Genomic DNA, 14,927 nt, shown 5'->3' with positions numbered 1-14,927 from the left:
CCGGAGATCGATAGGCGTTTTGCGATGAATGCCGCCTGAATGATGAACCGCGGGAGGTGCCGTAGGGCGGGTTAGCTGGGCAGATGTGCGAAGCGCATCTACTCGGCGTAACCCGCCATTTATCAGCGCATGCGAGACGAAGATGGCGGGTTACGCCCCGCTCCTCCGCTTCGCGCAGTCGCGGAGCTAACCCACCCTACGGAATCACCGCCTGGAAAACCTGCGCTCGCGCGCCCTGTAGAGATGGTCGCTGATCAATTGCCGGAGCTTGACCGGTTCGTCGAACTCGAGCTGGACGGCGAACGGCACGATGCCGTCCGGTAGGCCCTCGCTGCCGCGCAGGCGTGCGAGGTCCTTTTCCGTCGTCACCAGCGTGAGCTGCTCGCGCCGGGCGTCCGCTGCAAGCGTTGCGATCTCCTCGCGCGAGAACATGTGGTGGTCGGCAAAGGGGCGCGTGCGCACGACGTCGACGCCGCTGGCACGAAGGGTGCGGAAGAAGCGCTCGGGATCGCCGATGCCGGCGAAGGCGAGAACCCGCTTGCCGAACAGTTGCGCGAGCGAGGCCGCATCCGGCTTCAACCGCGCGCGCAGCTCCGGCTTGTCGCGCTTGGCAAGCTCTGCCGCAACGTCGTTGGCGGCGCGCCCATCGCCGATCAGCACCAGCGCGTCGGTGCGCGCAAGCTGCGTCTTCAGCGGCGCGCGCAAGGGACCGGCGGGAAACACCTCGCAATTGCCGAGGCCGCGCTCGCTGTCGATCACGATCAGCGAGGCGTCCTTGAAGAGGCGCGGGTTCTGAAAGCCGTCGTCCATCAGGATCATTGTGGCGCCTTGCGACTTCGCCAGCGCGACACCGTTGAGACGGTCACGCGCGACCGCGACCGGGACGTCGCGCGCCATCATCAGCGGCTCGTCGCCGATGTCGGCCGCGGTATGGCGGGTGCGGTCGGCCATGACCGGGCCTTTCAGGCGTCCGCCATAGCCGCGGCTGAGCACCACCGGCGTCTCGCCGAGCTCGCGCAGCAGCTTGGTCAGTGCCAGCACGGTCGGCGTCTTGCCGGCGCCGCCGACATGGTAATTGCCGACACAGATCACGGGAATGCCGGCATCGAGGCCTTGGCGCAGCATGCGCCGTTCGGTGATCGCGCCGTAGAGCAGCCCCAGCGGCTGCAACGCATACGACATGAAGGAGCGAGGCCGGTACCAGAAGGCCGGCTCACGCATTGGCGGCCCCCATCTCGATCCGCAATTGCAGCAGATAGGGCTCGAGCGCGGTCATGGTGCGATCGAGCGCGCCGCCGAGCTGCTCGACCACGCCGGTGCCTGCGCGCTGCATCTTGTCGCGCAGGGCGGGGTCGGCCAGCAACTGGCCGAGCTGCTTGACCAGCGCCTCCTGCGTGTCGGCCTGCCGCGCCCCGCCGCTCGCATCGAGCGCCTCGAACACATCGGCGAAGTTGAAGACGTGCGGGCCATGGACGATGGCGGCACCTAGCTTGATCGCCTCGATCGGGTTCTGCCCGCCATGGCGGATCAGCGATCCGCCCATGAACACGATGGGCGAGAGGCGATAGAACAGGCCGAGCTCACCCATGGTGTCGGCGACATAAATGTCGGTGGTCGCGGTCGGCAGCTCTTCGCGTGAGCGCAACGCGGGCTTCAGGCCGGAGGCCGTGATCTGGCCTGCGATCGACGAGCCGCGATCGGGATGCCGCGGCACGATCACGGTGAGCAGCTGCGGGAAGAAGCCGAGGAGACTGCGATGCGCCGCGACCAGCATCTCGTCCTCGCCCGGATGGGTCGAGGCCGCGACGATGATCGGCCGCCCGCGCGTCACCGCCATCAGCCGTTCGAGCTTGGCGGCATCGGCCGGTGGTGCCGGCACGTCGAGCTTGAGGTTGCCCGTGGTGACGACGTCGCGGCCGCCGAGCGCGGAGAAACGTTCGGCATCAATCTTCGACTGCGCGAGACAAATGTCGAAGCGCGACAGCAGCGCCGAGATGGTGCCGCGCATGCGCCGCCAGCGCGGGAAGGAGCGCGGCGACATCCGCCCGTTGATCAGCACCATCGGCACGCGGCGCACTGCGCCGGCCAGGATCAGGTTCGGCCACAGATCGGATTCGATGAACAGCGCCAGCGACGGCTTCCAATGGTCGAGGAAGCGCGCGACATAGCGCGGCGAGTCGTACGGCACGTATTGATGGATGACGTCGGGCGGAAAGCGCTTTGCGACCACGGCAGCCGAGGTGACGGTGCCCGAGGTAAGCAGGATGCGCAGATTGAGATCGCGCAGGCGCTCGATCAAGGCGGCGGCGGCCAGCACCTCGCCGACACTGGCGCCGTGGATCCAGACCAGCGGGCCATGCGGCCGCACGTCGCGCGACAGGCCCCGCCGCTCGCCGACGCGCGCGGGGTCCTCCTTGCCCTGCTTCAGCCGCCGCTTGATCAACGCGGGCGCGAGCGGCACCAGGCCGGAGGCCAGGCGCCGATACATCCGCAGCGTGATCGGCAGCGCAATGGGCAGCGATTTAGGCATCTTGAAGCCCTGGGCGGCCGAGCTGCGCGTAGGCGCGGCGGGTCGCCTCGTTCAACGTCTCTTCCAGCTCCAGCCGCAGCGCTTCCATCGTGGCCGCGTCGGCATCCGGTGGCACGTGGATTTCCTTGATGCCGACCAATGCGCCCCGCCCGAATGGCAGGTTGATGGTGGTGCGGTCCCAGTTCTTCAGCCGGATGAAGCGGCTGGTCGCCATCGCGAAAGGCATGATCGGCCGCCCCGATTCCCGTGCCAGCATGATGATGCCGAGCCCGGCCACGCGCGCGCGCTTGGGGACATCGGCGGTCAGCGCGACATTACAGCCGTCCTGGAGCGTCCGCACCATTTCCTTGAAGGCGCCGACGCCGCCCTTGCGGTGGAACGCGCTGCCATGATCGCCGGAACCGCGGATCAGACCGATGCCGAGCCGCTCCACCGCGATGGCGTTGAACTCGCCGTCGCGGTGACGGGAGATCAGCACCTTGGCCCGGTAGGAATCCTTGTTCTTGATGAAGGGAGTGAGGAAATGCTGGCCGTGCCAGAAGGCGAAGATCGCCGGGATTTGCGGCTCGACGATGTCATAGACATCGGGCGGATCGAATGTGAACTTGTTGGTCCGCCAGACCAGACGCAGATATTCGGCCGCCAGAACCCCGACGGCACGCTGAAACCAGCTGCTTCGCAGCGTATTGCGAAGCAGTTTTTTCAACGCGCCGGTTCTTGATTGGGGTCGAGCAGCCGGTGGAGATGAACGATGAAATAGCGCATCTGCGCATTGTCGACCGTGCTCTGCGCCTTGGCCCGCCAGGCGGCGTGGGCGGTGGCATAGTTCGGATAGAGGCCGACGATCTCGACGTCGTCGAGGTTCTTGAAGACGTTTTTCTCGAGATCGACGAGCTCGCCGCCGATGACGAGGTGAAGCAGTTGTTGCGGGGCACTATCTGGCATGAGTTCTGTTCCTAAGGGGCTGCCCGGCAAAGCAGTGTTCGAGAAGCACGACGAAAAGCGCCTTAGGCTAAGGGACGGTTTCGAAAATGCGCGACAATGCCCGCATGACGATCGCGCCCCGCTGCCACCAGCACCCCGTGCGCCACTTCCCGGCGGTTATAGAGGATGGGTTCTCCGGAGAGGTCGCTCATCCTACCACCCGCTTCCTGCACGATCAAATCGGCCGCCGCAAGGTCCCAATCGTGGCTGTTGCCCCCCGCAAAAGCCGCATCCAGCGCGCCATGGGCGACCCGGCACAGGCGCAGCGCGAGCGAGCCGATTCGCGGATGCAGCTTGATCTCGCGGCCCGAACTGTCGAGCCGCTCGACCAGCGGTTTCGGGCCGGCGACACGGGAAAAGTCGAGCGCCGATCCAGGCGAAGCCTGCACGGCTGCGCCGTTGAGCGTGGTGCCCTGGCCGCGTGCGGCGAAGAAGAACTCGTCGCTGGCCGGTGCAAACACCGCCGCGAGCACGGGCGCTGCGTCCTCGACCAGCGCGACGCTGACGCACCATTCGTCATGGCCGCCGAGATAGTTGCGCGTGCCGTCGATGGGATCGACGATCCAGGTCAGCCGCCGCGACAGCCGCGCCGCGTCGTCGGCGCTTTCCTCGGAGAGCCAGCCATAATCCGGCGTCGCCGCGCGCAGGCGCGTTTCGAGCAGATCGTTGACGGCGATGTCGGCTTCCGACACCGGCGAGGAGGCGCCCTTGATCCACTTCTTCAGCTCGGTGCGGAACATCGACTGCGCCAGCGCGCCCGCTTCCCGCACCGTATCTCGCAGCAGCGCCGCGTCGCGCATCAGGATGGTTTCGTCAGGAGAGTTCGCGTCAACGTCCGCCAAGCGTCAAACCCTCGATGCGCACCGTCGGCGCATTGATGCCGTAGCGAAACTCGAGATTGTTCGCCGGCTGCATCGACTTGAAGATCTCGAACAGATGGCCGGCGATCGTGACCTCGCTGACGGGATAGGTGATCTCGCCGTTCTCGATCCAGAAGCCGGAGGCGCCGCGGCTGTAATCGCCGGTGACGCCGTTCACGCCGGAGCCGATCAGATCGGTGACGTAGAAACCCTGCTTGATGTCGGAGATCAATTCGGCCGGGCTCGGTGTGCCGGGCTCGAGATGCAGGTTGTAAGGGCCCGGTGACGGCGAGGACGAGACGCCGCGATGGGCGTGACCGGTGGTGGTGAGGCCGAGCTCGCGCGCGGTGGCGCAGTCGAGCAGCCAGGTCGTCAGCACGCCCTCGTCGACCAGCGCGATCTTCTTCACCGCGACGCCCTCGGCGTCGAAGGTCTGCGAGCGCAGGCCGCGCTTGCGCAGGGGATCGTCGATGATGCGGATGTTCTTCGCAAACAGCTGCTGGCCGAGCTTGTCCTTCAAAAAGCTGGTCTTGCGCGCGATCGAGGCGCCATTGATGGCGCCGACGACATGGCCGACCAGGGAGCCGGCAACGCGCGGATCGAACACGACGGGCACCTTGCAGGTCTCGACCTTGCGCGGATTGGAGCGCGCCACGGTGCGCTCACCGGCGGAGCGGCCGACGGCTTCCGGCGACAACAGATCGGCGGCATGCGGCGCCGAGGTGAAGTCGTAATCGCGCTCCATGCCGGTGCCTTCGCCCGAGATGGCAGTGGCCGAGATGCCCTGGCTGGAGCGCAAATAAGAGCCATGGAAGCCGGTCGAGGTGACCAGCACCATGCCGCCCATGCCTGATGAGGCCGAGGCGCCGCCGGACTTGGTCACGCCCTTCACGCCGAGCGCCGCAGCTTCGGCCGCGAGCGCGCGGCGCTCGAGCTCCAAGGTCGCGGGAATATTGGGATCGAGCAGGTCGAGATCGGGGAAATCGCGCGCGAGCAGAGTGACATCGGCGAGGCCGACATATTTGTCGTCGGGCGCCACGCGCGCCATCGCGACCGCGCGTTCGGCGAGCTTGGTGACGGCATCGCCGCTGACGTCGTTGGTGGAGACCACCGCCTGGCGCTGGCCGACCAGCACGCGCAGGCCGACATCGTCGCCCTCGGAGCGCTCGGATTCCTCGACGCGGCCGTCCCGCACCTCGACGCCTTGCGAGACGCCGCGCACCGCGACGGCGTCGGCCGCGTCTGCGCCGGCGCGCCTGGCCGCCTCGACCAGCCGCTGCGCGAGATCGGAGAGCGCGGACTGATCGAACAGGTCGCGATTGGCTTTGGGCGAAAGCGTCGAGCTTGGTGAAGAGTTCACGAACGAAATCCTGTTGGGGCGGGGTTCGGGACCGGAACCCACAGATGTGCCCTAATGGCGCGGACTTCAAGCATTTTCAGCCTGCCAAAAGCTCAGATTCGCTCCTTGCACGCAACGTCTCGTCAATCATGCGCGCCAAGCTCTTGTCAATCATGAGCAGCAGTGAGGATGGGTTAACCAGCCTTTTTAAGCGGTTTCGGAAAGGGGCGCGCTAAGGTCCTCGCATCGACCGGGAACATAATCCTGGCGGGGAGAACTAAAGCCGTGAGGCGTCAAACAGCAACATGCGGGGCCAACCCCGCCGGGTCGAGCCGCTCGCTGCGGCTCGACCCTCTTTCCCTTCCGGTCCGCTTCGATGCGCACGATCCGCGCGCCGACGGTCATGTCCGGCAGATCGAGCTTCATCGCGAACGTGTCGTGCTGCGCCGTGCCGTCCGCGGCATGCAGATGGCGATCAACGTCCGTGTCAGCGACTTCACCGGTGTCGCGCTGCGCGGCAATGACGAGACGCAAGCCCTCGTCCTCGTGCATCGCGATCCCTCGCTCTCCGTGCCGCTGCTGGTCGGCGCCGAGGCCGACGAGCTCACTGAGGCCTGGGCGGTCTGGAGCGAGATCTTCGCGCTGCCGCAACTCGACGAAGGTGCACGCAAGCCCGCAGCCCGCCGCCGCCGCGCCAATGCGATCCGCGCGCGCCGCCCGAAATTCCTGATGCGCCGCCGCGCCGGTATCGCGCGCGAGCTACCGGTTCATCGCGAAGAACGCGAGATCATCGCGAGGGATTAGACGACAATCACAGCTGCCGTAGGGTGGGCAAAGCGCAAGCGTGCCCACCTTTTCTATCAATCAATGAAAGATCGTGGGCACGGCGCAAGTGCGCCTTTGCCCACCCTACGCAGCCCGCTACGCAGCCCGCATCACCGCATCCGCGAGCAATCCGGCAAACAGCAACAGCCCCGCATCCCTGTTCGACTTGAACAGGCGCAGGCACAGCTCGGGATTCTCGATCCTCAGCCGCACGATCTGCGATGCCAGATGCGCGGCGAAGGCGGCGAGCCCGAGCCAGGCCGGCCAGCGCGCATCGCCGGACGCCAGCGCGACGCCGATCAGCATCACCGAGAGACCGTAGAACAGGATCAGCGCCTGGTGCGTATGCGCGCCGAACAGGCGCGCGGTCGACTTGATGCCGATCAGCGCGTCGTCCTCGGCGTCCTGATGCGCATAGATCGTGTCATAGCCGATCACCCAGGAAATCGCGCCGGCATAGAGCACCAGCGCGGTCACGTCGATGCGCCCGAAGGTGACGGCAAATCCCATCAGGGCACCCCACGAGAAGGCCAGCCCGAGCACGATCTGCGGCCACCAGGTGATGCGCTTCATGAAAGGGTAGATCGCGACGATCAAGAGCGAGGCGATGCCGGTCAGGACCGCGAAGCGGTTGAACTGCAGCAACACCACGAGACCGATCAGCGCCTGTGCGATCATGAAGATCAGCGCCTGCTTCGTGGTCACCTGGCCCGACGGCAGCGGCCGCGAGCGGGTGCGCTCGACCTTGTCGTCGAGGTCGCGGTCGGTGATGTCGTTCCAGGTGCAGCCCGCCCCGCGCATCACGAAGGCGCCGATGAAGAACAGCACGATGGTGAGCGGCAGGCCGCGGACGTCATGCGCCATGCCGCTGGCGAGCGCCGCCGACCACCAGCACGGCATCAACAGCAGCCAGGAGCCGATCGGACGATCGAAGCGGGATAGGCGGAGGTAAGGCCGGGCCCATGGCGGCGCGAGCGTATCGACCCAGTTGCCGGTGGAATCGGCAACGCGGGCGGATGTGTCGCTCATCGGGTGAGGACGTTGCCGTTGAGCGTGTCGAAGGTGCTGCCGCCCTTCTTGCCGGCATTGGCCTCAGGCGCCGAGCCTGAACCCAGCACCTCGCTCAGCGACGGGCCGGCCGGACCGCGCGGCTGGTTCTGCATCTGCTGCGCAACGTTGCAAACCTTCGCCTGCATGGCCTCGGTGTTCTTGTGGCCGTCCTTCATCTGCGCGCCGACCTGCGGCGGGATTCCGCACTTCGCGGCATTGGCCTCGATGTACTTGAGCATCTTGGTTTCAGCCTGGCTGAAATTGCGGATCAGCTTGCAGGCCTCGTCCGGCGGCGCATGGCGCTCGCTCGCGGCCTTGATCAGCTTGCCGCGCTTCTCGGCTTCTTCGCGCAGGGGCACGAACGCCTTCATGCAGTCCTCGCCGGGGCCGGCTTGCGTCGGCGGAGCCGCGCCGAAAGCACCAGCGCCACCGATCGGCGCAGCACCGTTCACGGGAAATGACGATTGCGGAGCCGCACCAACCGACGCGGCCGGCGCCGAACCGTTCACCGGCGGAAACGCCGAACTGGTGGGAGCCTGATTGGGCAAGGGGGCCGGGAACGCGCTTTGCGCATAAGCACCGGCGGCACCCATGGTGACCATGGCGGCAGCGATCGGAACCATCAAATGACGGATCATCAAGAAAGTCTCTCCGGCAGGAGCTTACGGGGTCCAGCGTTCTTCACAATTGAAGCGCAACCAGCGTGCTCGCGATTTTACGATTCCCGCCGGCGCTTAACAACCCGCCGAATAGGGCAAGAGCGCGGCGCGCCGACGCACCGGCCTGGCAATATTTACCCCCGAAATGGCGGCTTTCGGTTAATAACGGCGCCAAATTGGACTTTTGACCGATGCCCTCCCACGATTTTCGCGCTCCCCGCCTGTTCGTCGATACCCCCCTGGCCCAGGACGCCAGGGTCGCGCTCGACCGCGACCAGAGCAATTATCTCGGCAACGTGCTGCGGCTTGCCGCGGGGGCCGAAGTTTTGGCGTTCAACGGCCGCGACGGCGAGTGGCAGGCCGCTATTGAAGGCCGCAAGCGGCCGGACGGCCTCGTCATCCTCCAGCAGACCCGGCCGCAGGACCGGCTCGCCGACCTCGCTTACGTCTTCGCCCCGCTCAAGCACGCCCGGCTCGATTACATGGTCCAGAAGGCCATCGAAATGGGCGCCGCCACGCTGCAGCCGGTTCTGACCCGGTTCACCCAGGCCTCCCGGGTCAACACCGAGCGGATGCGCGCCAATGTGATCGAGGCCGCCGAGCAATGCGGCATCTTGAGCATCGCCATGGTCGCCGAACCGGTCACCCTGGAGCGCTTCCTCAGCCAGCGTCCAGCGGACCGCCTGCTGATCTTCTGCGACGAGGCGGCCGAGGTCGAAAACCCGGTTCAGAGCCTGCAGGCCGCGCGGGCGGCCGGACAGGGTATCGACGTCCTGATCGGCCCCGAGGGTGGCTTTGCCGAAGAGGAACGGGCCCTGCTGCTGCGGCAGCCCAAGATCCTTCGTCTGGCCCTGGGCCCCCGGATCATGCGGGCCGACACCGCCGCAGTGGCGGCGCTCGCTCTGGTGCAGGCGGTGCTGGGCGATTGGGGCAAGTCCACGTGATCCCGGCATTGGCCACCCGTTAAGCGATTGATCCTTTGGAGGTCGAAACCGCGCATCGGCCATGCTAAGGGCTGCGGCAATCCTGTCCTTATCCCTTGCCTGCCCGGTTCCACCGGGACGATGGACCCCTGTTATGACCGTGACTGCCACCACAAATGCTGCCGGCTCCGCCGCCTGGGCGGATACGCTGCTGTTGTCGTTCGCGCAGGCCGGTTACGTCAGGGCCGAGCCCGCGATTCTGCAACCGGCCGAGCCGTTCCTGGACCTCTCCGGCGAGGACATCCGCAAGAGCCTGTACCTGACGACGGATCTGTCCGGCGAGGAGCTGTGCCTGCGCCCGGACCTGACCATTCCCGTCGCCCGCGACTATCTCGCCTCCGACCGCGCCGGGCAGCCGGCCGGGTTCAGTTATCTAGGCCCGGTGTTCCGTTACCGCAGCGGCCAGACCAGCGAATTCCTGCAGGCCGGCATCGAATCGTTCGGCCGCCAGGACCGCGCCGCAGCCGACGCCGAGATGCTGGCACTGGCGCTGGAGGCGACCGCGGCGTTCGGCGTCAACGATGTCGAGATCCGCACCGGCGACGTGGCGCTGTTCAACGCCCTGCTCGACGCGCTCGACCTCTATCCGGTCTGGCGCCGCCGCCTGGTCAAGGATTTCAACCGCAAGATCAGCCTGGAGCAGGATCTGGAGCGGCTGGCGGCCGCGACCACCGCTGGCCCCAGCGAATATCAGGGCGTGCTCGCCGCGCTGGCCGGCTCCGACCGCAAGGCGGCGCTCGCCTTCGTCACCGACCTGATGTCGATCGCCGGCACCACCCATGTCGGCGGCCGCACCACCGCCGAGATCGCCGACCGCTTCCTCGAGCAATCGACGCTGAAGGGCGGCGCGTTGCCGCGCGAAGCCATCACCGTGCTCAAGCGCTTCCTGTCGATATCAGGCAATCCCGACGATGCCATCGCCGGTCTGCGCGCGCTCACCAGCGATGCCAGGCTCGACCTTGCCGCGGCCATCGATCAGTTCGAAAGCCGGGTCGGCTTCATGGCGGCGCGCGGCATCGACGTGAAGCAGACGCGGTTCTCGACCGCGTTCGGACGCGGCCTCGATTATTACACCGGCTTCGAATTCGAGCTGCATGACCGGGGCAACGGCGCCGAGCCGCTGGTGGCCGGCGGCCGCTATGACGGGCTGATGACCCAGCTCGGTTCAGCCGAGCCGATCCCGGCGGTTGGCTTCTCGGTCTGGGTGGACGCGCTGACCCGGATCGGCCGCAAGGTGGGAGCGTAAAATCATGAGCGCGCCATTCGTTCTGGCCGTTCCCTCCAAGGGCCGCCTGCAGGAAAACACCGAGGCATTCTTTGCCCGCGCCGGCCTCAAGCTGTCGAAGGCCGGCGGCGCCCGCGACTATCGCGGAACGATCGCGGGGCTCGACAATGTCGAGGTCGCCTATCTCTCCGCAAGCGAGATCGCCGCGCAGCTGTCGCGCGGCTTTGCGCATCTCGGCGTCACCGGCGAGGACCTCGTGCGCGAGACCATCGCGGATGCCGACAAGCGCGTGTCCCTGATCGAAGGGCTCGGCTTCGGCTATGCCGACGTCGTGGTTGCGGTGCCGCAGGCCTGGATCGACGTCCGCACCATGGCCGATCTCGACGACGTCACCACCGGCTTTCGCGAGCAGCATCACATGCGGATGCGGGTCGCGACCAAGTTCGTCAACCTCACCCGCGCGTTCTTCCAGAGCCACGGGATCACCGACTACCGCATCGTCGAAAGCGCCGGCGCAACCGAAGGCGCACCGGCGGCCGGCAGCGCCGAGCTGATCGTCGACATCACCACGACGGGCGCGACGCTCGCCGCCAATGGCTTGCGGGTGCTCGACGACGGCGTGATCCTGCGCAGCCAGGCCAATCTCGTCGCGTCGAAGGAGGCCGACTGGTCGCCGCAGGCGCGGGAGACGGCGCGCGTCATTCTCGATCACATCGCAGCGCGGGCGCGGGCCAACAAGTACCGCGAGGTCCGCACCCGCTTCAGGCAATGCGACGCCGCCCTGCTCGGCGAAGCCCACAGCCGGTACGGCGTCGTGGCCCCGTTCGGCGGACCGACCTCGTCAGGCATGCTGACGTTGCACTGCCCGCCGGGGCAGCTTTATGCGCTGGCAAGCTTCCTGCGCGAGCATGGCGCCGAGACCGTCTCGGTGGTGTCGCTCGACTATGTGTTCGACCGGGAGAACCCGCTATTCGCCAAGCTCGAAACGTTCCTGCGGCGATGAGCCCCAGGTTCGTTCAGCTATTCCGTTCAGCTTTGCGACAGCAAGCGGCAGCTACCATATGCTGTTGAGACGACTTTGAACGCCTCTGGAACCTTGATCGATGACGCTGGGCTCTGACGTATCAGGCATGACGACCACCGCGGCCAGCGCCGCCGCGAAGGGACTGTCGATCGTCGTCCCCGTCTATAACGAGGCGGCGGGCCTCGCCGACCTGCATCAGCGCATCTGCGATCTCGCGAAGACGGTGCGGGAGCGCTATCGGCTGGCTTGCGAGGTCGTCTATGTCGACGACGGCAGCAAGGATGCGACGCTCTCGATCGCACGTTCATTGCCGGCCGACTCACTCGGCGTCCAAGTGGTGTCGCTGTCGCGTAATTTCGGCAAGGAGGCGGCGCTGATGGCCGGCCTCGACCATGCCCGGCTCGGTGCCGTCATGTTCATGGACGGCGACGGCCAGCATCCGCCGGCCCTGATCGAGCAGCTGGTGCGGCACTGGATCGATGACGGCTACGACGTCGTCTACACCGCCAAGGCGCATCGCGACAACGAGACCTTCCTGCGCCGCGTCGCCGTGCACGGCTTCTACGCGCTGATCAATTGGGGCGCGCGCCAGAAGATTCCCGAGGACGCCGGCGACTTCCGCCTGCTCTCGCCGCGCGCGGTCGCCGCCCTCAGGCAATTGCCGGAGCGCAACCGCTTCTTCAAGGGCCTCGCCAGCTGGATCGGCTTCCGCCAGATTCGCGTCGACTACGAGCCTGCGGCGCGGGCCCATGGCGTCACCACCTTCAACGCCGCAAGCCTGCTCGGCCTGTCGATCGAGGGCCTGACCTCGTTTTCGGTTGCCCCCCTGCGCTTTGCGAGCCTGCTCGGCGTCATTCTCGCCGGTGGCGCCTTCCTGTTCGGCCTTTCGATCCTCTGGGAGGTGTTCACGACCGGCAAGCAGGTGCCCGGCTATCCCTCGCTCGTGATCGGCCTGATGACGATCGGCGGCGTGCAGCTCATCATGATCGGCATCGTCGGCGAATATATCGGCAAGATCCTCTCCGAGCTGAAGGCGCGTCCGATCTACTTCGTCGCCGAGCACAGCGAAAAGCACTTCGAGACCGACGAGGCCAAGAGGACCGCGGCCGAATGAGCGCGGCCGCGGCCTTGCGGCGGATCTGGCTCTGCGCCGACGATTACGGCATCAGCCCGGGCGTCAACCGCGCCATCCGCGACCTGATCGAGCGTGGCCGCCTCAACGCCACCTCGGTGATGATGGTGGGACCTGCGATCGCGCGCAGCGAGGTCGAGGCGCTTCAGGCATCAGTCAAGCAAAGCCCGCGCTGCGCGATCGGATTGCATGTGACGCTGTCGGCGCCGTTCCGCCCGCTGACCATGCACTTCCGTCCGCTGGACGGCGACATGTTCATGCCGTTCCCAAAATTGCTGCGCGCCGGATTGATGCGGCGGCTCGATCGTGAATTCTTCCGCAACGAGGTGAAGGCGCAGCTCGCAGCCTTCATGGAAGCTTTCGGGCGTGCCCCTGATTTTGTCGATGGCCACCAGCATGTGCAGCTGTTTCCGCAGGTGCGCGACGGCTTTGTCGATGCGGTCGCCGAAGTCGCGCCAAGCGCCTGGGTCCGCCAGGGCGGCCGCGACCTGCCGCTCAGGCAGCGGTTGGCTTCACCGAAAGCCATGGTGCTCGATATCCTCAGCGCGCAATTCCGCCGCCGCGCCGCCGGTGCCGGTCTCGCCTTCAATCCCGCCTTCGCCGGCGCTTATGACTTCACGCGGGCAGTCGATTTCGGCGCGCTGATGCGGCAATTCCTGGAAGGCTTGCCGGACGGCGGCCTCGTGATGTGCCATCCCGGCTTCGTCGACGACATCCTCGCCGGCCTCGACCCGATGACCGACGTGCGCGAACGCGAGCATGCCTATCTCGCCAGCGATGCCTTCGCGCGCCTGCTCGTGGACAGCAAAGTGACATTGGGATGAAACCGGCGAAAAGCGGGCCAGAGGGCAGCTTGTCGCATACCGAAATTTAATCCGGCCGGCACTGTTGGGGCCACAATGGAACCCTACATCTCCTGCGCGCTTGGTTTTGCGCAAAGGAGATAGATCATGACGCCGCAGGAACGCCAGCTCGTCGACGACCTTTTCGACCGGCTTTCGAAACTGGAAAATGCACCGCGCGATCCCGACGCGATCGCTGCGATCTCCGACGGGCTGCGCAAGGCCCCCGGCGCCGTCTATGCGCTGGTGCAGACCACGCTGTTGCAGGACGAAGCGCTGAAGCGCGCTCATAACCGCATCCAGGAGCTGGAAGCGGCCCAGGCGCCCGAGCAGGCGCAGTCCGGCGGCTTTCTGGATACGATGCGCGACACGCTGTTCGGCGGAGGCCCCTCGCGCGGCTCGGTTCCGAACGTGCCGCCGCGCGACTCGCGGCCGGTGTGGAACAGCGGCCAGGCGATGCAGCAGAGCCAGCCGGGCTACGGCGCACCGCCGCCCTATGGACAGGCTTACGGCCAAGGTCCCGGTCAAGCTCCGGCCCAGGGTTATGGTGCCCCGCCGGTCGGTGGTGGCGGCGGCTCGTTCCTCGGCACGGCGGCCGCGGCCGCGGCCGGCGTCGTCGGCGGCTCGCTGCTGCTGTCCAGCATCCGCGGCATGATGGGTGGATCGCACCAGCAAGGCTTCGGCGACGCCAACGCCCTCGGCGACCGCAGCGCTGGTGGGAGCCCTTGGGGCGGTAGCGATCAGTCCGGCGGCTCGCTGGCGCGCGATGCCGGCGTCGACGACATCGGCTCGAAAGATTCCCGCCAGGGCTTCTTCGACCAGGCGTCGAACGACGATCGCAACAACAACAACGATCAGAACTACGATGACAATCGTAACGACGGCAATATGGACATGGCCGACGACAGCGATTTCGGCGGCGGAGACGATGGCGACAGCGATTACGCGTAAGCCATTCGCCCAGTAGATGCGAAACGGCCGCCTTCAGGCGGCCGTTTTCTTTTGCGTCCGAACTCAAGCGCCTTCTGTACGACAGCACGCAGACAAGCCGCTCGATATAATATGACTATTACGCCGAGAAATAGCACTGAGCTGAACGTTGTCGGACGCGCTTCAGTTCACCATGAAAAACCAAATCGCATCCCGATACGTAGACTCCCGGATTTCCAAATTCGGACATGGGTGTTCAACTGGAAGAACACGTTGCTCATGCCACACACCGACGTGGCTGCATCTCGGGGTCTCGAAAATGAGTCCACTTCAGCACCGCATTACAACCTTGGCCGACGTGACGACGCATCTCATCACCGAATTGTACGAGTTGGAGGGACTGCACGAGCGCGTCAGGAAGGCAGAGCTGTCGGCGCGGCGGTTGAAGCGCTCCGCTCGCGCTCCGCACTCCCATTCATCAACGCGTCGTCGCCGCTCCGCTGCCCCTCGTCGCAGGTCGACGCGGCGCCGTCAGCGAGCATAG

General features: G+C 66.2%; 15 protein-coding genes. 7 read left to right on the top strand and 8 right to left on the bottom strand.

Annotated features, from left to right (window positions below):
• Positions 1-204 precede the first annotated feature (204 nt).
• The 6 genes from lpxK to IVA79_RS26145 form a co-directional block, all read right to left on the bottom strand.
• Positions 205-1,221, bottom strand: a complete 1,017-nt coding sequence (lpxK, locus tag IVA79_RS26170; protein WP_247558366.1) for a tetraacyldisaccharide 4'-kinase — start codon at positions 1,219-1,221, stop codon at positions 205-207.
• Entirely contained in the window at positions 1,214-2,530 is a 1,317-nt protein-coding gene (locus tag IVA79_RS26165; RefSeq protein WP_247558364.1) for a 3-deoxy-D-manno-octulosonic acid transferase, read from the bottom strand. Before IVA79_RS26165 ends, lpxK begins: the two co-directional genes overlap by 8 nt.
• Entirely contained in the window at positions 2,523-3,236 is a 714-nt protein-coding gene (locus IVA79_RS26160) for a lysophospholipid acyltransferase family protein (protein ID WP_247558362.1), read from the bottom strand. Before IVA79_RS26160 ends, IVA79_RS26165 begins: the two co-directional genes overlap by 8 nt.
• Positions 3,233-3,475: a DUF4170 domain-containing protein gene (locus tag IVA79_RS26155; RefSeq protein ID WP_209960453.1), complete on the bottom strand. Its 243-nt coding sequence runs from the start codon at positions 3,473-3,475 to the stop codon at positions 3,233-3,235. Before IVA79_RS26155 ends, IVA79_RS26160 begins: the two co-directional genes overlap by 4 nt.
• Before the next feature lie 62 nt (positions 3,476-3,537).
• Positions 3,538-4,356 carry a 3'(2'),5'-bisphosphate nucleotidase CysQ gene (locus IVA79_RS26150; protein ID WP_247558360.1) on the bottom strand — a complete coding sequence of 273 codons (819 nt, stop codon included), beginning with the start codon at positions 4,354-4,356 and terminating at the stop codon, positions 3,538-3,540.
• The gene (locus tag IVA79_RS26145; protein WP_247558358.1) at positions 4,343-5,734 is read right to left on the bottom strand and encodes a TldD/PmbA family protein; all 1,392 of its coding nucleotides are present in this window, start codon (positions 5,732-5,734) and stop codon (positions 4,343-4,345) included. The genes IVA79_RS26150 and IVA79_RS26145 overlap by 14 nt, the downstream gene beginning before the upstream one ends.
• 264 nt (positions 5,735-5,998) lie before the next feature.
• On the opposite strand from IVA79_RS26145, the gene IVA79_RS26140 reads away from it, so the two are divergent.
• Complete coding sequence (locus IVA79_RS26140) at positions 5,999-6,517, top strand: DUF6101 family protein (protein ID WP_247558356.1); 519 nt, start codon at positions 5,999-6,001, stop codon at positions 6,515-6,517.
• A gap of 117 nt (positions 6,518-6,634) precedes the next feature.
• On the opposite strand, the gene ubiA is transcribed toward IVA79_RS26140, so the two are convergent.
• Positions 6,635-7,567 carry a 4-hydroxybenzoate octaprenyltransferase gene (gene ubiA / locus IVA79_RS26135; protein WP_247558354.1) on the bottom strand — a complete coding sequence of 311 codons (933 nt, stop codon included), beginning with the start codon at positions 7,565-7,567 and terminating at the stop codon, positions 6,635-6,637.
• Entirely contained in the window at positions 7,564-8,226 is a 663-nt protein-coding gene (locus IVA79_RS26130) for a hypothetical protein (RefSeq protein ID WP_247558352.1), read from the bottom strand. Before IVA79_RS26130 ends, ubiA begins: the two co-directional genes overlap by 4 nt.
• 212 nt (positions 8,227-8,438) lie before the next feature.
• On the opposite strand from IVA79_RS26130, the gene IVA79_RS26125 reads away from it, so the two are divergent.
• The 6 genes from IVA79_RS26125 (at position 8,439) to IVA79_RS26100 (ending at position 14,404) form a co-directional block, all read left to right on the top strand.
• Entirely contained in the window at positions 8,439-9,191 is a 753-nt protein-coding gene (locus tag IVA79_RS26125) for a 16S rRNA (uracil(1498)-N(3))-methyltransferase (RefSeq protein WP_247558350.1), read from the top strand.
• A 133-nt stretch (positions 9,192-9,324) separates the two neighbouring features.
• Positions 9,325-10,476 carry an ATP phosphoribosyltransferase regulatory subunit gene (locus IVA79_RS26120; protein ID WP_247558349.1) on the top strand — a complete coding sequence of 384 codons (1,152 nt, stop codon included), beginning with the start codon at positions 9,325-9,327 and terminating at the stop codon, positions 10,474-10,476.
• 4 nt (positions 10,477-10,480) lie between these two features.
• Positions 10,481-11,458 carry an ATP phosphoribosyltransferase gene (gene hisG, locus IVA79_RS26115; protein WP_247558347.1) on the top strand — a complete coding sequence of 326 codons (978 nt, stop codon included), beginning with the start codon at positions 10,481-10,483 and terminating at the stop codon, positions 11,456-11,458.
• A 100-nt stretch (positions 11,459-11,558) separates the two neighbouring features.
• A complete protein-coding gene (locus IVA79_RS26110; protein ID WP_247558345.1) occupies positions 11,559-12,593 on the top strand; it encodes a glycosyltransferase family 2 protein in 1,035 nt (344 codons plus the stop codon).
• Complete coding sequence (locus tag IVA79_RS26105) at positions 12,590-13,435, top strand: ChbG/HpnK family deacetylase (protein ID WP_247558343.1); 846 nt, start codon at positions 12,590-12,592, stop codon at positions 13,433-13,435. Before IVA79_RS26110 ends, IVA79_RS26105 begins: the two co-directional genes overlap by 4 nt.
• A 126-nt stretch (positions 13,436-13,561) precedes the next feature.
• Positions 13,562-14,404: a DUF2076 domain-containing protein gene (locus IVA79_RS26100; protein ID WP_247558341.1), complete on the top strand. Its 843-nt coding sequence runs from the start codon at positions 13,562-13,564 to the stop codon at positions 14,402-14,404.
• Positions 14,405-14,927 lie beyond the last annotated feature (523 nt).

It is taken from the genome of Bradyrhizobium sp. 138, from assembly GCF_023074075.1.
Taxonomy (GTDB): domain Bacteria; phylum Pseudomonadota; class Alphaproteobacteria; order Rhizobiales; family Xanthobacteraceae; genus Bradyrhizobium.
Note: the sequence above shows the minus strand (reverse complement) of the source record. Positions and strands in the feature narration are given on the sequence as shown.

Excerpts from the sequence above, each read along its gene's own strand:
- lpxK (WP_247558366.1), bottom strand. The coding sequence starts at position 1,221 with ATGCGTGAGCCGGCCTTCTGGTACCGGCCTCGCTCCTTCATGTCGTAT.
- IVA79_RS26165 (WP_247558364.1), bottom strand. The coding sequence starts at position 2,530 with ATGCCTAAATCGCTGCCCATTGCGCTGCCGATCACGCTGCGGATGTAT.
- IVA79_RS26155 (WP_209960453.1), bottom strand. The coding sequence starts at position 3,475 with ATGCCAGATAGTGCCCCGCAACAACTGCTTCACCTCGTCATCGGCGGC.
- ubiA (WP_247558354.1), bottom strand. The coding sequence starts at position 7,567 with ATGAGCGACACATCCGCCCGCGTTGCCGATTCCACCGGCAACTGGGTC.
- IVA79_RS26130 (WP_247558352.1), bottom strand. The coding sequence starts at position 8,226 with ATGATCCGTCATTTGATGGTTCCGATCGCTGCCGCCATGGTCACCATG.
- IVA79_RS26125 (WP_247558350.1), top strand. The coding sequence starts at position 8,439 with ATGCCCTCCCACGATTTTCGCGCTCCCCGCCTGTTCGTCGATACCCCC.
- IVA79_RS26120 (WP_247558349.1), top strand. The coding sequence starts at position 9,325 with ATGACCGTGACTGCCACCACAAATGCTGCCGGCTCCGCCGCCTGGGCG.
- hisG (WP_247558347.1), top strand. The coding sequence starts at position 10,481 with ATGAGCGCGCCATTCGTTCTGGCCGTTCCCTCCAAGGGCCGCCTGCAG.
- IVA79_RS26110 (WP_247558345.1), top strand. The coding sequence starts at position 11,559 with ATGACGCTGGGCTCTGACGTATCAGGCATGACGACCACCGCGGCCAGC.
- IVA79_RS26105 (WP_247558343.1), top strand. The coding sequence starts at position 12,590 with ATGAGCGCGGCCGCGGCCTTGCGGCGGATCTGGCTCTGCGCCGACGAT.
- IVA79_RS26100 (WP_247558341.1), top strand. The coding sequence starts at position 13,562 with ATGACGCCGCAGGAACGCCAGCTCGTCGACGACCTTTTCGACCGGCTT.